This is a genomic window from Variovorax sp. PDC80, assembly GCF_900115375.1.
Classification (GTDB): domain Bacteria; phylum Pseudomonadota; class Gammaproteobacteria; order Burkholderiales; family Burkholderiaceae_C; genus Variovorax.
Window position 1 is genome coordinate 25,705 of record NZ_FOWG01000010.1, and the last position, 16,470, is coordinate 42,174.

General features: G+C 70.1%; 16 protein-coding genes. 12 read left to right on the forward strand and 4 right to left on the reverse strand.

Annotation, left to right across the window (positions count from 1 at the left end; translation table 11 throughout):
- Window positions 1–27: 27 nt before the first annotated feature.
- Window positions 28–1,011, reverse strand: coding sequence for a Bug family tripartite tricarboxylate transporter substrate binding protein (locus tag BM109_RS26385; protein ID WP_177239464.1), 984 nt, complete (start codon window positions 1,009–1,011; stop codon window positions 28–30).
- Between the two features lie 165 nt (window positions 1,012–1,176).
- Here BM109_RS26385 and BM109_RS26390 point away from each other — a divergent pair, with 165 nt between their 5' ends.
- Complete coding sequence (locus tag BM109_RS26390) at window positions 1,177–1,905, forward strand: FadR/GntR family transcriptional regulator (RefSeq protein ID WP_093349380.1); 729 nt, start codon at window positions 1,177–1,179, stop codon at window positions 1,903–1,905.
- Between the two features lie 22 nt (window positions 1,906–1,927).
- On the opposite strand, the gene BM109_RS26395 is transcribed toward BM109_RS26390, so the two are convergent.
- Entirely contained in the window at window positions 1,928–4,177 is a 2,250-nt protein-coding gene (locus BM109_RS26395; protein WP_093349383.1) for an acyl-CoA dehydrogenase family protein, read from the reverse strand.
- A gap of 166 nt (window positions 4,178–4,343) precedes the next feature.
- On the opposite strand from BM109_RS26395, the gene BM109_RS26400 reads away from it, so the two are divergent.
- From BM109_RS26400 to BM109_RS26430, 7 genes are all read left to right on the forward strand, one after another.
- Complete coding sequence (locus BM109_RS26400; protein WP_093349386.1) at window positions 4,344–5,222, forward strand: FadR/GntR family transcriptional regulator; 879 nt, start codon at window positions 4,344–4,346, stop codon at window positions 5,220–5,222.
- A 138-nt stretch (window positions 5,223–5,360) separates the two neighbouring features.
- Entirely contained in the window at window positions 5,361–6,182 is an 822-nt protein-coding gene (locus BM109_RS26405; protein ID WP_093349389.1) for a CoA-transferase subunit beta, read from the forward strand.
- An 11-nt stretch (window positions 6,183–6,193) separates the two neighbouring features.
- A complete protein-coding gene (locus BM109_RS26410) occupies window positions 6,194–7,090 on the forward strand; it encodes a CoA transferase subunit A (protein ID WP_093349391.1) in 897 nt (298 codons plus the stop codon).
- Window positions 7,083–8,303, forward strand: a complete 1,221-nt coding sequence (locus BM109_RS26415; RefSeq protein ID WP_218159417.1) for a CaiB/BaiF CoA transferase family protein — start codon at window positions 7,083–7,085, stop codon at window positions 8,301–8,303. The genes BM109_RS26410 and BM109_RS26415 overlap by 8 nt, the downstream gene beginning before the upstream one ends.
- Window positions 8,304–8,326: 23 nt before the next feature.
- Complete coding sequence (locus BM109_RS26420; RefSeq protein WP_093349394.1) at window positions 8,327–9,370, forward strand: Bug family tripartite tricarboxylate transporter substrate binding protein; 1,044 nt, start codon at window positions 8,327–8,329, stop codon at window positions 9,368–9,370.
- Window positions 9,371–9,482: 112 nt separating this feature from the next.
- Window positions 9,483–9,779: a type II toxin-antitoxin system TacA family antitoxin gene (locus BM109_RS26425; protein ID WP_093349396.1), complete on the forward strand. Its 297-nt coding sequence runs from the start codon at window positions 9,483–9,485 to the stop codon at window positions 9,777–9,779.
- Window positions 9,780–10,298 carry a GNAT family N-acetyltransferase gene (locus tag BM109_RS26430; protein WP_093349399.1) on the forward strand — a complete coding sequence of 173 codons (519 nt, stop codon included), beginning with the start codon at window positions 9,780–9,782 and terminating at the stop codon, window positions 10,296–10,298.
- Window positions 10,299–10,360: 62 nt separating this feature from the next.
- Here BM109_RS26430 and BM109_RS26435 read toward each other — a convergent pair whose 3' ends face one another.
- The gene (locus tag BM109_RS26435; protein ID WP_093349402.1) at window positions 10,361–10,759 is read right to left on the reverse strand and encodes a Zn-ribbon domain-containing OB-fold protein; all 399 of its coding nucleotides are present in this window, start codon (window positions 10,757–10,759) and stop codon (window positions 10,361–10,363) included.
- A gap of 2 nt (window positions 10,760–10,761) precedes the next feature.
- The gene (locus tag BM109_RS26440) at window positions 10,762–11,931 is read right to left on the reverse strand and encodes a thiolase domain-containing protein (protein ID WP_093349404.1); all 1,170 of its coding nucleotides are present in this window, start codon (window positions 11,929–11,931) and stop codon (window positions 10,762–10,764) included.
- A gap of 191 nt (window positions 11,932–12,122) precedes the next feature.
- Between BM109_RS26440 and BM109_RS26445 the strand changes: the two genes are divergently transcribed.
- The 4 genes from BM109_RS26445 to BM109_RS26460 are packed head-to-tail and all read left to right on the forward strand — an operon-like array spanning window position 12,123 to window position 16,454.
- Window positions 12,123–13,778 (forward strand): long-chain-fatty-acid--CoA ligase, encoded by a 1,656-nt coding sequence (locus tag BM109_RS26445; RefSeq protein ID WP_093349407.1) that lies wholly within the window; start codon window positions 12,123–12,125, stop codon window positions 13,776–13,778.
- A 59-nt stretch (window positions 13,779–13,837) separates the two neighbouring features.
- Window positions 13,838–14,611: an SDR family NAD(P)-dependent oxidoreductase gene (locus BM109_RS26450; RefSeq protein WP_093349409.1), complete on the forward strand. Its 774-nt coding sequence runs from the start codon at window positions 13,838–13,840 to the stop codon at window positions 14,609–14,611.
- Between the two features lie 14 nt (window positions 14,612–14,625).
- A complete protein-coding gene (locus tag BM109_RS26455) occupies window positions 14,626–15,663 on the forward strand; it encodes a DUF7064 domain-containing protein (protein ID WP_093349412.1) in 1,038 nt (345 codons plus the stop codon).
- Entirely contained in the window at window positions 15,660–16,454 is a 795-nt protein-coding gene (locus BM109_RS26460; RefSeq protein ID WP_093349415.1) for an enoyl-CoA hydratase/isomerase family protein, read from the forward strand. Before BM109_RS26455 ends, BM109_RS26460 begins: the two co-directional genes overlap by 4 nt.
- Window positions 16,455–16,470 lie beyond the last annotated feature (16 nt).

Consider the following 16,470-nt stretch of genomic DNA (forward strand, 5'->3'; position numbering starts at 1 on the left):
GCCCGCTGCGCCGCATGCGGCGCCCGCTCAGACCTTGATGCGCCCGGTCGCGACCAGCTTCTGCGTCAGCGCGAGCTGCTCGGCCAGGAAGCTCGAGAGCTTTTGCGGGCCCCAGCCGGCGGGCTCGAAGCCCAGCTCGAGCAGCTTGGGCGCCACGTCGGGCAGCTTCACGATGCGCGCCATCTCGGCATCGAGCTTGTCGATGATGGCCTTGGGCGTGGAGGCCGGCGCGAACAGCGCGCCGAAGCCCGGCATGTTCACGTCGGGGAAGCCGGCCTCGGCGAAGGTGGGCACGTCGGGATAGAGCGGAAAACGCGTTGGGCTCGCGACCGCGAGCGCGCGGATCTTGCCCGGGTAGCGCGAGACCCCGCCCAGCGACACCACGGCGGTATCGATCTGGCCGCCGATCAGGTCCTGCAGCGCCGGCGCCTCGCCCTTGTAGGGCACGTGCACGGTGTCGATGCCGGCGGCCATGTTCAGCAGCTCGCCCACGAAGTTGCCGCCCGAGCCGGGGCCGTAGGAACCGTACGAGACCTTGCCGGGCCTGGACTTCGCGAGCGCCACCAACTGGTCGAGCGTCCTGACGTTGAGCGACTCGCGCACGCCGATGGCGATGGGCGTGAGCGCCAGCATGCTGATGGGCGCGAGGTCGGCGAGCTTGTAGGGCTGCTGAGCGGGCTGCAGCACGAGGTTGCTGATCAGCGCGCTGTAGCTGACGCCGAGCGTGTAGCCGTCGGGCGTGGCGCGCGCCACCGCGGACGCCGCGATCGCGCCGCTCGCGCCGGCCCTCGACTCGACGATGCAGGGCTGGCCCCAGGCCTCGGTGAGCTTCTGGCCGATGACCCGCATCATCGTGTCGTGCCCGCCGCCGGCCGGCGTGGGAATGATGAACTTGATGACGTTGTCGGGATAGCCCGGCGCGGCGCGCGCGGCCAGGGGAAAGGCGGGCAGCGCCGAGGCGCCCAGCAGGCCGAGGCCGGTGGCCAGCGCGTGGCGGCGGGAGTGGGTCATGAGGCTTGTCTCCTGGTCGGATAGTTGTGATGTAATTGGTTGAACCATAGCGAAACCAGGGATGATGGTCAATTGGAGCCTGTGCCAGGGCAGGCACAGGCACAGGCACACTATCGGCTCGGCATCCAGCCATCGACGTTCGTGATCCAGAGGAGGAAAGGAGCCATGTCGGAATCCGCACCAGTCTTCGCGCCCGTGCGCATGCGCCGCGCCTTCGAGGCGATTTGCGACCAGATCCGCCAGCAGGTGGTGGAGGGCGTGCTGAGCGCCGGCGACCGCCTGCCCAGCGAGCGCGAGCTGTCCGAGCAGTTCGGCGTGAGCCGCAGCGGCGTGCGCGAGGCGCTGCGCAGCCTCGAGATGGCCGGCATGGTCGAGGCCGTGACCGGCATCAACGGCGGCTTCTACATCAAGCAGTCGCATCCCGAGGGCATCACGCAGGCGGTGCGCGACATGGTGGCGCTCAAGCAGGTGCCGGTGTCGGACCTGACCGAGGCCCGCATCCTGCTGTGCGGGCTGGCGATCCGCCTGGCCTGCGAGCGCGCGACGGAAGAGGACTTCGCCGCGATCGAGGCCGACATCGAGCGCTTCGCCGAGCTGGTGAAGCAGGGCCGGCCGGTGCGCGACAGCGGGCAGATCACGGAGTTCTATCGCCTGATCGGCCGTGCCACCCACAACGAGGTGATCGTGATGCTGATCGACGCCCTGTCGGAAATCCTGCGCGGCCTGATCGCGCAGCTGCAGACGCCGCACAGCAACGTGGTGCAGGTGCGCCGCAAGGTGCTGCGCCTGATGCGCGACCGCGATGCGGACAAGGCCGGCGCCGCGCTGGCCAAGCACCTCAACGCACTGAACGTGCTGCTGCTCGAGATGGAGCGCAAGAAGCCGGCACGCTGAGCCGCGCCGGCCCCGGGCGCGTTCAGCGCGGCAGGCCGAGCCCGCGCTGCGCGATCAGGCTGCGCTGGATCTCGTTGGTGCCGATGCTGATCACCCACATCAGCGCATGGCGCAGGTTCTGTTCGATGCGCCCGCGCAGCACCGCGCCGGGGCTGCCCTCGCCGAGCGTGCCTTCCATGCCGAGCAGATCGAGCGCCACCTCGCCGAAACGCTCCATCAGCTCGCCCGAATAGACCTTGCTCGCGGCCGCGTCGTGCAGCGGCGTCTCGCCCGCGTCGACGCGCTCGGCGCAGTGCATCATCATGCGGCGCCCGGCCTCGATCTGCCCCGCCAGGTCGGCGATGCGCTCGCGCACCAGCGGATCGAGGCGCATCGGCCGGCCGTCGGCACCCGTCGCGCCGCGCAGGTGCTCGCACAGCTGCTCGAAGGCATGCGCCACCTTCATCACGATGCCGCCGCCGATGAAGCCGCGCTCGGTGGCCAGCGCCCCGACCAGCACCTTCCAGCCGCCGTGGAGCTCGCCCACCATCGCCGTGGCCGGCACGCGCACGCCGTCGTAGAAGACATTGGCGAAGCTGCCGCCGTACATCGTGGTCGAGGTGCGGATGGTGATGCCGGGCGTGTCCATCGGCACGATGAACAGGCTCAGGCCGGCATGCGGCGGGCTCGCATCGGGGTCGGTGCGCGTGGCCAGCAGCATGTAGTCACCCCAGTAGGTGGTGGTCCAGATCTTCTGGCCGTCGATCACGTAGTGGTCGCCGTCGCGTACCGCGCGGGTGCGCATCGACGCGAGGTCGGAGCCCGCGTCGGGCTCGCTGTAGCCCATGCCGTAGATCGCCTCGCCGCGCAGGATCTCGGGCAGGTAGCGCGCCTGCTGCGCGGCGCTGCCGTGCACCTGCAGCATCGCGGCCTGCACCGGCGCGCCCACGCGCGGCGCCTCGGCGCGTTCCATCTCCTCGACGAAGGCCAGTTGCTCGAAGGCGCCGCGCGCCTGGCCGCCGAAGCGCTGCGGCCACGAGAGGCCGATCCAGCCGGTGCGCCCGAGCGCGCGCGCGAACTCGCGGTCGTACTCGCGCGCCTTGAAGTCCAGCGCCTCGTGCGCGGCCTTGCGTTCGCCCGACCAGTGCGTCTGCAGCCAGGCGCGCACCTCCTCGCGAAAGGCGTTGCCGGCCGGGCCCAGGTCGTATTCGGGCAGCGTGCGCGGCGTCTCGCCGAGGAAGTGATCGGCCAGCGCCTCGCGCGCGCGGCGTCCACCGCCGTGGCGCAGCACGTCGAGATGCACCTGCTTGAAATGGCGCGGCGCCTCGTGCTCCTCGCTGTAGCCGATGGCGCCGAAGGTGTGCTGCGTTTCCAGCGACACCCGGCGCAGCGTCGTCGCGGCCAGCGCGCAGGCCGCCTCGGCGAACACGCGCCAGTTGTCGGCGCCGAGGTCGTGCTGGCGCGCGGCGCCGGCCTGCGTGAGCCGTGCGCCCAGCAGGGCGATGTGGCCGTCGGCGAGCTTGTGCTGGATCGCCTGGAAGCTGCCGATCGGGCGGCCGAACTGCCGGCGCTCGCCCGCATAGGCCACGGCGAGCTCGAAGGCGCGTTCGGCGGCGCCGGTGGCGCGCGCGCACAGCGCGAGGCGCGTCATCGCGTGCAGGGCGCCGAGCTGCTCCTCGGACAACGGGAGGATGGTGGCGGCGATGCCGTCCAGCGCGACGCGGAACAGCCCCTGCGTTCCCATCGCGGGCGTGGCCTCGATGCGCACGCCCACCGCGCGCAGGTCGACCAGCGCGAGCGCGGGGCCGTCCACGACCACCGCGAGATGGGTGGCGCTGTCGGCATGCTCGACGAAGGCGAGTTCGCCGTGGAGCTTTCCGTCATCGTCGACACGTGCCTGGCCCGCGCCGCGGTCGCCGTCGAAGGCCCCGAAGCACAGCACCACGCGCGCCTCGCCGGCTCGTTGCAGCGCGAGCAGCGCGGGCTCCTCGCCCTGCGGCGTGCGCGGCGCCGCGAGGTTCAGCAGCGTGCCGTGGTGCAGCGGCAGCGTGCAACCCGCGCGGCCCAGTTCCTCCATGACCGGCGCGATCTCGCGCAGGCCGCCCTCCGAGGGATCCGATCCCAAGGCGGCAAGGCCCTGGGCCGCGAGCTGCTGCCACAGCGCCTGCACGCGCGCGGGTTCGCGTGCCCATGGCACGGCGGTGGCGGGTGGCCAGTGGCGTTCGAGGAAGCCGCGCACCGAGTCGCGCAGCAGGGCGCGCTCTTCGTCGCCGGGAAGGGTGGTCGGGGGCATGGACGAGTCTCTCCTGGATCTAAGAAAAATTAAATGGTAGAACCATTAATGAGATCCGGCAACCGCAATGGTCGCGAGGGCTCGGCCCGCAGCGGCCTGCGCAACGCCGCCCCTTATCATTTGGCTCAAAGGTCCAACTTTTAGTTTTTCCAACGGAGGATTCCCCATGGACGCCAAAGAACCGTCGCCGCCCGCGGCCGACGCACGGAGCGCCAAGTTCCAGCCCATCCGTTCCGCGCGTGCCTTCGAGGAGATCGCCCAGCAGATCCGCGGCGAGCTGTCGCAGGGCCGGCTCAAGGTCGGCACGCGGCTGCCGTCGGAGCGCGCGCTGTCCGAGCAGTTCGGCGTATCGCGCAACACGCTGCGCGAGGCGCTGCGCTCGCTCGAGCATGCGGGCCTGATCCGGCTGCAGAAGGGCGCCAGCGGTGGCGCCTTCATCAGCGGGCGCAGCGGCGACGCCATCGCCACCGGCCTGATGGACATGTACCACATGGGCGCGATCCAGCCGGCGCAGCTCACCGAGGCGCGCATCTGGCTCGAGTCGATCCTGGTGCGCGAGGCCTGCGCGCGCGCCACGCCCGCCGATCTCGAGGCACTGGCGGCCAACATCGACGCGGCCGAGGAGGCGCTGCGGCGCGACGACTTCCCCGCGCGCGCGGCGACCAACCTCGAGTTCCACCGCATCCTCGCGCGCATGACCGGCAATCCGATCATGGTGATCGTGATGAACGGCGTGCTCAACGTGCTGGCCGAGTTCATCGGCCAGATCGGCCACGAGGAGAACGCCTACGTGCTGCCCTCGCGCCGCCGCTTCCTCAAGCACCTCGCGGCCAAGGACGCCGACGCGGCCGCGGCGGAGATGGAGTCCAGCCTCAAGCGGCTGCAGCGCAGCTACCTGTCGAAGGTGGGCGAGGACGCCGCGCAGGAAGCTCCGGCCGCGGCGCCGGCCGCGCCGCGCAAGGCGGCGGCCAAGGCGCCGGCCGAGAAACCGGCCGTGAAGGCCGCGGCCAAGTCCGCCACCCGCGCGGCGAAAACCACGCGCTGAACCCGCGCGGCGCGCGCCGCCGCCCTTCACCCGATCCGCCAGGGACCGCCCGCCGCAAGGCGCGCGGTCCTTCGTTCTTGCGCGCCCGGCAGGTGAATCCCGCTTGACAGTGCCATGGTTGATTCCTAGGATCAATGAATGGTTGAACCAAATATCAAGCAAAGAACACCGGACGACGACAAGCCGTCGACCGGCGAGCTGCTCGCCGTGCTGCTGGCACGCGACTTCGCCGATGGCGAGAAGGTCATCATCGGCACCAACTCCGACATCCAGCTGGCCGCCTGCAACCTCGCGCGCGAGATGCAGGCGCCGCGGCTGTGGTGGATCTCGGGGCCCGGCGGCATGGTGAACCCGGTGCGCGACCACCTGCTGTCCACGGCCGACTCGGAGAACATCGAGTCCTCCGAGGCCTGGATGGACCTGCCGAACATGATCGATTTCATCGACTGGAAGATCCACTTCTTCGACTTCGCGATCCTCTCGGCGCTGCAGGTCGACCGCTTCGGCAACATCAACACGGTGGTGGTCGGCGACCAGGCCCGGCCCAAGGTGCGCGGCCCCGGCACGGTGGGCATCAGCGCGCTGTGCGGGCTCGCCAAGCGCTTCTATGTCGCGCTCACGCGCCACGATCCCGGCGCCTTCGTGCCGCGCGTCGACTTCCTCTGCGGACCGGGCCACATGGAAGGCGGCAACTCGCGCGAGGAGGCCGGCCTGCCGCCGGGCGGGCCGCGCCTGGTGGTGTCGCCGCTGGGCGTGTTCGACTTCGAGCCCGTGAGCAAGGCCATGCGCGTGCGCTCTGTCCATCCGGGCGTGACGCTCGAGCAGATCCGCAAGGCCACCGGCTTCGAGCTGGTGGTCGAGGGCACGCCGCCCGTCACGCGCATGCCCGAGCCCGAGGAGCTGCGCCTGCTGCGCACCCGCGTCGACACGCGCGGCACCCTGCGCCGCAAGTTCCCCTGAAGAGACGAGCCATGAGCCCCCACAACAAAAGCAAGCTGACCACCCTCGACGAGGCCGTGTCGGTCATCCAGGACGGCCAGCGCGTCGGCCTGGGCGGCTGGATCTTCAATGCCCAGCCGATGGCGCTGGTGCGCGCGCTGATCCGCAAGGGCGCGCGCGACCTCGACCTGGTGCCCGCGCCCGGCTCGATCGCGCCGGACATGCTGATCGGCGCCGGCTGCGCGCGCAGCACCGCCTGCGTGTTCATCAGCTTCGAGCAGTTCGGCCTCGCGCCGCACTTCCGCCGCCGCGCCGAGGCCGGCACGCTGAAGGTGTACGAGCTCGACGGGCCCGGCATCGCCGGAGGCTTGCGCGCCGGCATCTGCGACATGCCCTGGACCGCGATCCCCGACCTGGGCACCGACCTGCCGCGCCACACGCCCGAGCACTACTGGCCGCTGCCCTCGAAGCCCGGCGAGCGCAAGATGCTCGCCGCCGCCGCGATCAAGCCCGACGTGTGCCTGCTCCATGCGCAGCAGGCCGACGAGCACGGCAATGTGCAGTACCTCGCCACGCCCTTCTTCGACGCGATGCTCGCGCAGGCCTCGCGCCACGTGATCGTCTCGGTGGACCGCATCGTGTCGTCCGACACCATCCGCCGCTCGAACCACCTGACCAAGCTGCCGAGCGTGATGGTCGACGCGGTGGTGGAAGCGCCCTATGGCGCCCATCCGAGCGCCTCGCCCACGCTGTACCGCGCCGACGAGCGCCACCTGCGCGAGTACGTGAAGGCGAGCGCCGACGACGCGGCCTTCGATGCCTACCTCGCGCGCTATGCGCGCGGCACCGCGGCGCATGCCGATTACCTCGACGCGCTCGGCGGCTCGCGCCTGGCCGGCCTTGCCGTGACGGAGAGCAACCTTGGCTGAGCCGACCACCAACCCCATCGCCCCCACCGCCGCGAAGCCCGGCGTGCTCGACGGCGTGCGCGTGCTCGACTTCACCGCGATGATGTCGGGCCCCTACTGCACGCGGCTGATGGCCGACCTCGGCGCCGAGGTCATCAAGGTGGAGCCGCCCGAAGGCGACCACATCCGGCTGCGGCCGCCGCGGCGCCAGGGCCGCAGCACCTACTTCGCGCAGCTCAACGCCGGCAAGAAGAGCCTCGCGCTCGACCTCAAGAAGCCCGAGGCGGTCGCGCTGGTGCGGGAACTCGTCGGCCAGTGCGACGTGCTGGTGGAGAACTACCGCCCCGGCGTCATGCAGCGCCTGGGCCTCGACTACGCGACGCTCGCGGCGCTGAATCCGCGGCTGGTGTACTGCTCGATCTCGGGCTTCGGGCAGGAGGGTTCCTGGTCGGGCCGCAGCGCCTACGCGCCGGTGCTGCATGCGGCCAGCGGCTACGACATGGCCAACCTCGACTACCAGGAGGGCGACGTCGAGCGGCCGCTGAAGAACGGCATCTTCGTGGCGGATGTGCTCGGCGGCTCGCTGGCCTTCGGCGCGATCCAGAGCGCGCTGTTCCGCGCCGCGCGCACCGGCGAGGGCGACCACATCGACCTCGCGCTGATGGACGCGATGCTGGGCCTGCTCGTCTACGAGTGCCAGGAGGCGCAGTTCCCGGCCGAGCGGCGCCGCCCGCTCTATCGCCCGACCAAGGCGAAGGACGGCTTCCTGCTGATCGCGCCCGTGAGCCAGAACAACTTCGAGGCACTGGCGCGCGGCACCGGCCATCCCGAATGGATCACCGACGCGCGCTTCGCGACCAGTCAGGAGCGCGAGCACCACTGGGGCGCGCTGATGCAGCTGCTCGACGACTGGGCCGCCGATCGCAGCGCCGCGCAGTGCGAGGCCGAGATGAATGCCGCGGGCGTGCCGTGCTCGCGCTACTTCACCGTGCGCGAGGCGATGAAGCTGCCGCCGCTGGTGGAGCGCCAGGCCTTCCAGACCATCGACGACGGCGCCGGCGCGTTCCAGGTGCCCAACCCCGCCTTCCGCTTCGCCCGCACCGCGGCGCATGCGCGCGGCAGCGTGTCCGAGCTCGGTGCCGACGGCCCCGCGCTGCTGGGCAGCCTGCTCGGGCTCGGCGAGGAGCGGATCGCGGCGCTGCGCGAGAGCCGCGCGCTGCACGTGCGCGGCTGAGACACACAACGAAGGAGACAGACATGATGAACAGTTGGATGCGCCTGCCGGGAGTCGCCGGCAAGGCGAAGGGCCCGGTGCGCGCCGCGGCCCGGGGCTTCTGGGCGGCGTTGCTCGCGGCCGGCGCGCTCGCGCTGCCGCAGGCCGGCATCGCCCAGTCCGCGTCGTCGGATTTCCCGAATCGCCCGATCACCATCGTCGTGCCCTATCCGCCGGGCGGCACCACCGACGTGCTCGCGCGCGTGCTGCAGGAGCCGATGCAGCGCTTCCTCAAGCAGCCCGTGATCATCGAGAACAAGGCCGGCGCCTCGGCCGTGCTGGGCACCAAGTTCGTCGCCAAGGCGCCGGCCAACGGCTACACGCTGCTGTTCCCCAACAACGGCCTGGTGATCTCGCCGCAGGTCTCGAAGGAGGCTGACTACGCGCCGCTGAAGGACTTCGCGCCCGTGTCGCTGGTGTCGCTGCAGCCGATGATCCTCGCGATCAATCCCTCGGTGCCCGCGAAGTCGGTGCAGGAGCTGATCGACTACGCGAAGGCCAATCCGCGCAAGCTCGATTTCGCGACCGCCGGACCGGCCTCCTTCGGCCACCTGGCCACCGAGCTCTTCAGCCGGCGCGCCGGCGTCGAGATGACCCACATCCCCTACAAGGGCCAGGCCCCGACCACCCAGGCCATCCTGACCGGCGAGTCGAAGGTGCTGCTGAGCACGAGCTCGTCGCAGATGAATGCCTTCATCAAGGAGGGCAGGGTGCGCCTGCTCGGCGTGTCCTCGCTGCAGCCCTCGCCGCTCGCGCCCGGCGCGCCGCCGATCGCCAACACGCTGCCGGGCTTCAACCCCGAGGTCTGGTTCGGCCTGTTCGCCCCGGCCGGCACGCCGCGCGAGGTGGTGGCGCGGCTCAACGACGCGATCGTGAAGTCGCTGGCGCTGCCCGAGGTGAAGGAGAAGTTCGAGACCGCGGGGGCGGCCGCCACTGGGAGCACGCCCGAGCAATTGGGGGCGCGGATCGCGGAGGAATATGCGACGTGGACTTCGGTGATCCGCGAAGCCAACATCAGGACGGATTAGTTGGACAAGCCCGCGTCACTGGGTATCGAGGGTGGGGCATCACCTTGACGTGTACGGACAAACGGCGTACATTCTGCGATGCAGGTCATCCCGATCCTTCGCGAGGTCATCCATGCTGAATACGCCCGAAACCCAAGAAAAGCCGCGCAACGCGCGGCTGGAAGCACGCGTGTCCAGTGACCAGAAGGACTTCTTCCAGCGCGCGGCAACCCTGACGGGGCGCACCCTGAGCGAACTCGTCATCGACAGTACGCAGGAGGCGGCAACGAAGATCGTGCAGGAGCACGAAGTCATTCGCCTGAGCCGGGAGGAGCAGATCGCCTTCGTCACCGCTTTGCTGGCGCCTCCCGAGCCGGGCCCACGCCTGAAGAAGGCCGTCCAAGGCTATCGTCGGAAGGCGGGGTTGTGATTGGCGCTCCTCCTCGCACCGGAGCACATCGGCCCGCTCGAGAAGGCGCATGACCGCAAGTCGTTCGATTGCGGCAACGAAGACCTGAATCGCTACTTGCGCGAACAGGCGCGGCAAGACGCTGAAAAGCGGGTGGCCGCGCCTTTCGTGCTCACGCAACCGGGCGCTCCGAAGGTGCTCGGCTTCTACACCCTTTCGTCCTCGATCATTCCCGCCGGCGAGCTACCGGCGGATCTGATGAAGCGGCTGCCGCGCTATGGACAGTTGCCCGTCACGCTGCTTGGGCGCCTGGCCGTGGATCGCTTGGCCCGAGGGCAGGGCGTGGGAGAGTTTCTTCTGGTGGATGCCATGCGTCGCAGCCTGGAGGCCGCGCAGCAGATCGCAGCCATGGCGGTGGTCGTGGATGCGAAGGACGCGCAGGCCGAGAGCTTCTATCGGCATTTCGATTTCCAGCCGTTCCAGCAAACGCCGTTGCGGCTGTTCTTGCCCATGTCGCAAATCGCCGGGCTGTTTGCTTAGGTCATCCGGCCCCACGTGGTCATCTTGCGGAAGCTCTCAATCGCGCGGTCGTCTCGTCGTGCTCAAGCCGGCGCAAACATCGGCACCGCGAACCCGCCGTCCGCCGGCTTGAAGCACACCTTCACCCGATCGCCGATGCGCAGCGCATCGAGATCGGCATCGACGATGTTGGTGAGCATCGTCACCCCTTCGTCGAGCGTGACGTAGGCGATCGCATAGGGGATCGGGCCGGCGCGGCGCGTCACGCTGACGCTGTAGATCGTGCCGAGGCCGCTGGCGTCTTCCCAGGCGGTGTCGCCCACGCAGTAGGGGCACAGCGCGCGCGGATACCAGTGGACCTTGGCGCAGGCGGTGCAGCGCTTGATGCGCAGCACGCCTTCGCGCGCGGCGTTCCAGTAGGCCTCGGTGGCGGCGTCGACGATCGGTGCGCCGAGGGCGCGGTCCTGGTAGGGGGTGCTCATCTTCAATTCCTTTCGAGGATCAGGGTGGCGCTGCCGTGGCGCGAGCCGAGCAGGCCGCCCGTGCCCTGCGCGAGCGCGAGGCCGCAGCCGGGGACCTGCACCTTCGGATGCGCCTCGCCGCGCAGCTGGCGCACGGCCTCGATCACCTTGGTGATGCCGCCGCGGTTGGCGGGATGGTTGTTGCACAGGCCGCCGCCGTCGGTGTTGAACGGCAGCTTGCCGACGCCCGAGATCAGGTTGCCGTCGGCCACGAAGCGGCCGCCTTCGCCCTTGCGGCAGAAGCCCAGGTCCTCGAGTTGCATCAGCACGGTGATGGTGAAGCTGTCGTAGATCGATGCGTACTGGATGTCGGCCGGCGTCACGCCGGCCTCGGCGAACGCGATCGGGCCCGAGACGGCGGCGCCCGAGTAGGTGAGGTCGAGCTGGCCATTGGCCTGGCCCTTCACGGTCTCGCCGGCGCCGAGCACGCTGACCGCGGGCCGTGCGAGCGAGCGCGCGATCTCGGGGCGCACCACCAGCAGCGCGCCGCCGCCGTCGCTCACGACGCAGCAGTCGAGCTTGTGCAGCGGGTCGGAGATCATCGGCGAGGCCAGCACCTCCTCCACGGTGACGGGATCGCGCAGCATCGCGTTCGGGTTGTGCTGCGCATGCGCGGCGGCAGCGACCTTGATCCAGGCGAGCTGCTCGCTGGTGGTGCCGAACTCGTGCATGTGGCGCGCCGCGGCCAGCGCGTACATGTTGACCGTGACGGGCGCATAGGGCATTTCCCAGGCCACGTCGGGCGTGGCCGCGGTCACGTTGCGCGGGCCGGTGCCCACGCCGCTGGCCTCGCTGCGCGGGCGTCCCGCGAGCGTGATCAGCGCCACGTTGCACTTGCCCGCGGCGATGGCCTGTGCGGCATGCGAGACCTGCACCAGGTAGGCGGAGCCGCCGGTGTCGGTGCTGTCGACATGGCGCACCTTGAGGCCGAGGTAGTCGACCATGCTCAGCGGGCCCATGCCCGGCGCGTCGCCCGCGCAGAAATAGCCGTCGACGTCCTGCAGCGACAGGCCGGCGTCGGCCAGCGCGCCGCGCGCGCATTCGGCATGCAGCTGCGGCACCGTCTTGTCGGGCGCCTTGCGCGTGGGGTGTTCGAAAGCGCCCGCGATGCAGGCCTGTCGCTTGATGCTCATTCCAATGGCTCCGTGTGATCGCCCGTTGCGGGCTCGGGGTGCGTCGCGCCGGCCGGATCATCGCCGTCCCGCCTTGACGCTGTGTCGCGAGGCTGATTATCATTGGTTCAACCAAAATAAATCAACAGGCAAATCGGCGGCGCTGTCTCTCGCGCGATGCCGCGGCCCGGCGAAGACCAAGGACGACAGCCATGACCCCGCACGATTCGAAGCATTGGCCGCGCACCCTGCCGCGCGACATCGACGTTCCGCCCACCAACCTGTGCGCGAACCTGCTGGTGTCGGCCATGCGTTCTCCGCAGCGCGCGGTGGTGATCGACGATTTCGGCAGCCTGTCGTACGCGGCGCTGGTGGAGCAGGTGGAGCGCATCGCTGCCTTCCTGCAGCACGAACTGGCGGTGCGCCTGGGCGACCGCGTGCTGCTCTACCTGCCCAACGGCCGCGGCTGGATCGCGGCCTACTTCGCGATCCTGCGCATCAACGCGGTCGTGGTGCCCGTCAACCCGATGAACAAGCGCGACGAGCTGCCGCACTACCTCGAGGACAGCGAGGCGGTGGTGGCCTTCTGCGGCGCCGACAACGTGGCGGAGCTGCTGGCGGTCCCGGGCGCACACCGGCTGCGCCGCGTGGTGATCGTCGGCAGCCCGGGGCCGGTGGAGGACCTGGTGGAAGCCGCCGAGCCTTCGGATGCGGCATCCGGCGCATCGCGCACCATCGGCCTGCGCCGCGTGCTCGCGGCCGCCGCCGCGCCGCTCGAGCACCTGCCCGACGCGCTCGCGCTGATCCTCTACAGCTCGGGCTCCACCGGCGTGCCCAAGGGCTGCATGCACACGCACCGCACGCTCAATGCCAGCACGGTGGCGGTCGCGCACTGGATGGGCATGGTCCCGCATTCGGTGCAGCTGGTGGCGCTGCCGTACTTCCACATCACCGGCATGCAGAACCTGCTGAACGCGCCGATCTACGGCGGCGGCACGCTGGTGCTGATGAAGCGCTGGGACCGCGACCAGGCCGCGGCGCTGATCGTGCGGCACCGGGTCAGCCACTGGACGGCGATGCCGACCATGGTGATCGACTTCCTCGCGAGCCCGCGGCTGGCCGAATACGACCTGAGTTCGGTGCGCCGCATCGGCGGCGGCGGCGCGGGCATGCCCGAGGCCGTGTGCGAGCGCCTGAAGCAGTTGACCGGCCTCGATTTCCTCGAGGGCTACGGCCTGTCGGAAACGGCGCATGTCTCGGGCAACCCGCCGCAGGCGTTCAAGCGTCAGTGCCTGGGCATGCCGCTGTTCGGCACCGACCTGCGCATCGTCGACCCCGAGACCCTGCGCGAGCTGCCGCCCGGCGAGGTGGGCGAGATCGTGATGTCGGGCCCCCAGGTCTTCACGGGCTACTGGCGCAACGAGCAGGCCACGCGCGCGGCGCTGCTGGAGATCGACGGGCGGCGCTTCGTGCGCAGCGGCGACCTCGGGCGGCGCGACGAGGACGGCTACTTCTTCATCGTCGACCGGCTCAAGCGCATGGTCAATGCCTCGGGCTACAAGGTCTGGCCGGCCGAGGTCGAGGCGATGCTGCACGAGCATCCGGCCATCGCCGAGGCCTGCGTGATCGCCGCGCACGATCCCTACCGCGGCGAGACCGTGAAGGCGGTGGTGGTGCTGCGCGAGGCACATGCGGGCCACGTGCGCGAAGCCGACGTCATCGAATGGGCGAAGCAGAAGATGGCCGCCTACAAGTACCCGCGGCTGGTCGAGTTCGTGCGCGAGCTGCCCAAGTCGCCGACCGGAAAGATCGCCTGGCGCCAGCTGCAGGACGCCGAGCGCGCGAAGGCCGCGATGGCGTCCGCCTGAGCGATCTGCAGCGCCGCATACCCCCAGTTCAACCTCTATCCATCATCCAACGGAGACCTATGCAGAACCTCGTCAATCTCGAAGGCCGCACCATCGTCGTGACCGGCGCCGGGCAGGGCATCGGCAAGGCGATCGCGACGCTTGCCGTGGAGCTCGGCGGCAACGTCGTCGCGCTCGACCTCAACCCCGACACGCTGGGCACGGCGATGTCCGCGCTGCCCGCCAACCGCGTGCAGCAGGTCGTGGGCAGCGTGACCGACGCGGACCTCGCCGCGCGCGCCGTCGCCGAGGCCGTGGAGCGCTTCGGCGGCGTGCACGGCCTGGTGAACAACGCCGGCATCACGCGCCCGGCCATGATCGAGAAGATGACGCCGCAGCAATGGCAGGAGGTGATCGACGTGCACCTCACCGGCACCTTCTACTGGCTGCAGGCCGTGGGCCGCCACATGGTGGCACGCGCGAAGGCGGGCGACACCAGCGGCGGCGCCATCGTCAACATCTCATCCGACGCCGGCCGCAAGGGCTCGATCGGCCAGGTGAACTACGCGGCTGCCAAGGCCGGCATGCTGGGCGTCACGATGACGGCGGCGCGCGAATGGGGCCGCTACAACATCCGCACCAACTCGATCTGCTTCGGCGTGGTCGAGACCCCGATGACCGAGGTGGTGCGCGGCGAGAAATTCCGCGACGGCATGCTCGCGCAGATTCCGCTGGGCCGCTGGTCCACGCCCGAGGAGGTGGTGAAGACGGTGTGCTTCCTGATGTCGGACGCGGCCTCCTACATCACCGGCCAGCACCTGGGGGTCAACGGCGGCTTCCACATCAGCCTGTAGGTACGGGGCGAACCATGTACATGCCGCCCCACAGCAAGCTGCGGCTCGATCCGCGGGACGAATACAACCACGTGCCCGAGGCCGTGTCCAACTACAACGAGAGCGCGTACTTCAACGCCTTCGACAGCGCGCGCGGCATCGGTGCCTGGATGCGTCTGGGCAACCGGCCGCACGAGGGACATGCCGAGCTCAGCTGCTGCGTCTACCTGCCCGACGGCCGCGTGGGCTTCATGCACCAGCGCCCGAAGATCGAGCACAACGAGGCCCTGGACGCGGGCGGCATGCGCTTCGAGGTGATCGAACCCTTCAGGCACCTGCGCGTGCGCTACGAGGGCGAGCTGCTGCTGATGGACGACCCGCATGCGATGGCCGACCCGAGTAGCGCCTTCAAGCGCTATCCGAAGCGTCCCACCTCGATCGCGCTCGACTTCCGCGGCGTCTCGCCGATGCACGGCGGCGAGATCGTCGCGCTCGACGGCAGCCCGATCGTGCTGGACCCCGAGCATGCGGTGTACCGCGGCCACATCGAGCAGAACATGGCGGTGGCCGGTCATATCGCGGTGGATGGCCTGCGCTTCGACATCGCGGGACACGGCTACCGCGACAAGTCCTGGGGCCCGCGACACTGGCACAGCTTCTACTGGTACAAGTGGCTGCCCGTGACCTTCGGCGACGACTTCGGCGTGCTGCTGTCGATCAAGGGCCGCAAGGGACAGCCGAACCACGTGAGCGGCAACGTGCTGCGCGACGGCCGCTACGAACCGGTGATCGACGGTCGCATCGAGACCGACTACGACGCGAAGCACTATCCGCGCGCCTTCACCGCGCAGGTCCGCACGGCCGAGCGCAGCTACACCCTGACCGGGAAGGTCGGCGCGCTGGTGCCGCTGCGGCATCGCCGCGTGGCGGGCGGTGCCGGCGACTACACGCGCATCACCGAGGGCATCACCGAGTACCGCTGCGAAGGGCGTAGCGCACTGGGCATGTCGGAGTACTGCGACCTGATGGTGGATGGCGTGCCGATCTCGGTGCGCGAGGAGGCGGCGCGATGAAGACCCTCGACTACCGGCTCGACGATGGCGTGGCGACGCTCACGCTCCATCGCCCCGAGGCGAAGAACGCGCTCGATCCGACGATGGCCGACGAACTCGGCGAATGCCTCGCCGCGATCCGCGCCGACGAATCGGTGCGGGTGCTGGTGCTCTCCGGCGCCGGCGGCGCGTTCTGCGCGGGTGGCGACGTCAAGGCCATGGGGCAGGGCGGGCCGCGCACGCCCGAGCAGCGGCGCGCGGGCATGGCACGCTACACGCGCATCTGCACCGAACTCATGGCGCTCGACCGCCCGGTGATCGCCGCCGTCGACGGCGTGGCCTACGGCGCGGGTTTCAGCCTGGCGCTGATGTGCGACATCGTGCTGCTCTCGGAACGCGCGCGCCTGTGCATGGTTTTCCAGCGCATCGGCCTCGTGCCCGACATGGGGGCCTTCTACACGCTGCCGCGCGTGGTGGGCCTGCAGCGCGCGAAGGAGCTGATCTTCTCGGCGCGCGAGATCGATGCCGCCGAGGCGCTTCGGCTGGGCCTGGCGATGGAGGTCGTGCCCGCCGAGGCGCTGGCCGCGCGCGCGCAGGCGATCGCGCGCAGCTTCGCGGGCGCTTCGCCGGTGGCGATGAGCATCGCCAAGCGCGCCCTGCAGGCCTCGCTCGGCAGCGACCTCCAGACGCTGCTCGAGATCGAGTCGTCCGGCCAGGCGCTGGCCTCGAACAGCGACTACGCGAAGGAGGCGGTGCGGCGCTTCGCGGCGCGCGAGCCCGCGCAGTTCCGCTGGCCGCCCGGCGCTGCGTGAAGCGCGGCGACTCCGA

Coding starts and splice junctions, on each gene's coding strand:
- BM109_RS26400 (WP_093349386.1), top strand. CDS start 4,344: ATGGACGCCAAAGAACCGTCGCCGCCCGCGGCCGACGCACGGAGCGCC.
- BM109_RS26385 (WP_177239464.1), bottom strand. CDS start 1,011: ATGACCCACTCCCGCCGCCACGCGCTGGCCACCGGCCTCGGCCTGCTG.
- BM109_RS26440 (WP_093349404.1), bottom strand. CDS start 11,931: ATGAGCATCAAGCGACAGGCCTGCATCGCGGGCGCTTTCGAACACCCC.
- BM109_RS26435 (WP_093349402.1), bottom strand. CDS start 10,759: ATGAGCACCCCCTACCAGGACCGCGCCCTCGGCGCACCGATCGTCGAC.
- BM109_RS26455 (WP_093349412.1), top strand. CDS start 14,626: ATGTACATGCCGCCCCACAGCAAGCTGCGGCTCGATCCGCGGGACGAA.
- BM109_RS26445 (WP_093349407.1), top strand. CDS start 12,123: ATGACCCCGCACGATTCGAAGCATTGGCCGCGCACCCTGCCGCGCGAC.
- BM109_RS26395 (WP_093349383.1), bottom strand. CDS start 4,177: ATGCCCCCGACCACCCTTCCCGGCGACGAAGAGCGCGCCCTGCTGCGC.
- BM109_RS26420 (WP_093349394.1), top strand. CDS start 8,327: ATGATGAACAGTTGGATGCGCCTGCCGGGAGTCGCCGGCAAGGCGAAG.
- BM109_RS26450 (WP_093349409.1), top strand. CDS start 13,838: ATGCAGAACCTCGTCAATCTCGAAGGCCGCACCATCGTCGTGACCGGC.
- BM109_RS26425 (WP_093349396.1), top strand. CDS start 9,483: ATGCTGAATACGCCCGAAACCCAAGAAAAGCCGCGCAACGCGCGGCTG.
- BM109_RS26460 (WP_093349415.1), top strand. CDS start 15,660: ATGAAGACCCTCGACTACCGGCTCGACGATGGCGTGGCGACGCTCACG.
- BM109_RS26390 (WP_093349380.1), top strand. CDS start 1,177: ATGTCGGAATCCGCACCAGTCTTCGCGCCCGTGCGCATGCGCCGCGCC.
- BM109_RS26405 (WP_093349389.1), top strand. CDS start 5,361: ATGGTTGAACCAAATATCAAGCAAAGAACACCGGACGACGACAAGCCG.
- BM109_RS26410 (WP_093349391.1), top strand. CDS start 6,194: ATGAGCCCCCACAACAAAAGCAAGCTGACCACCCTCGACGAGGCCGTG.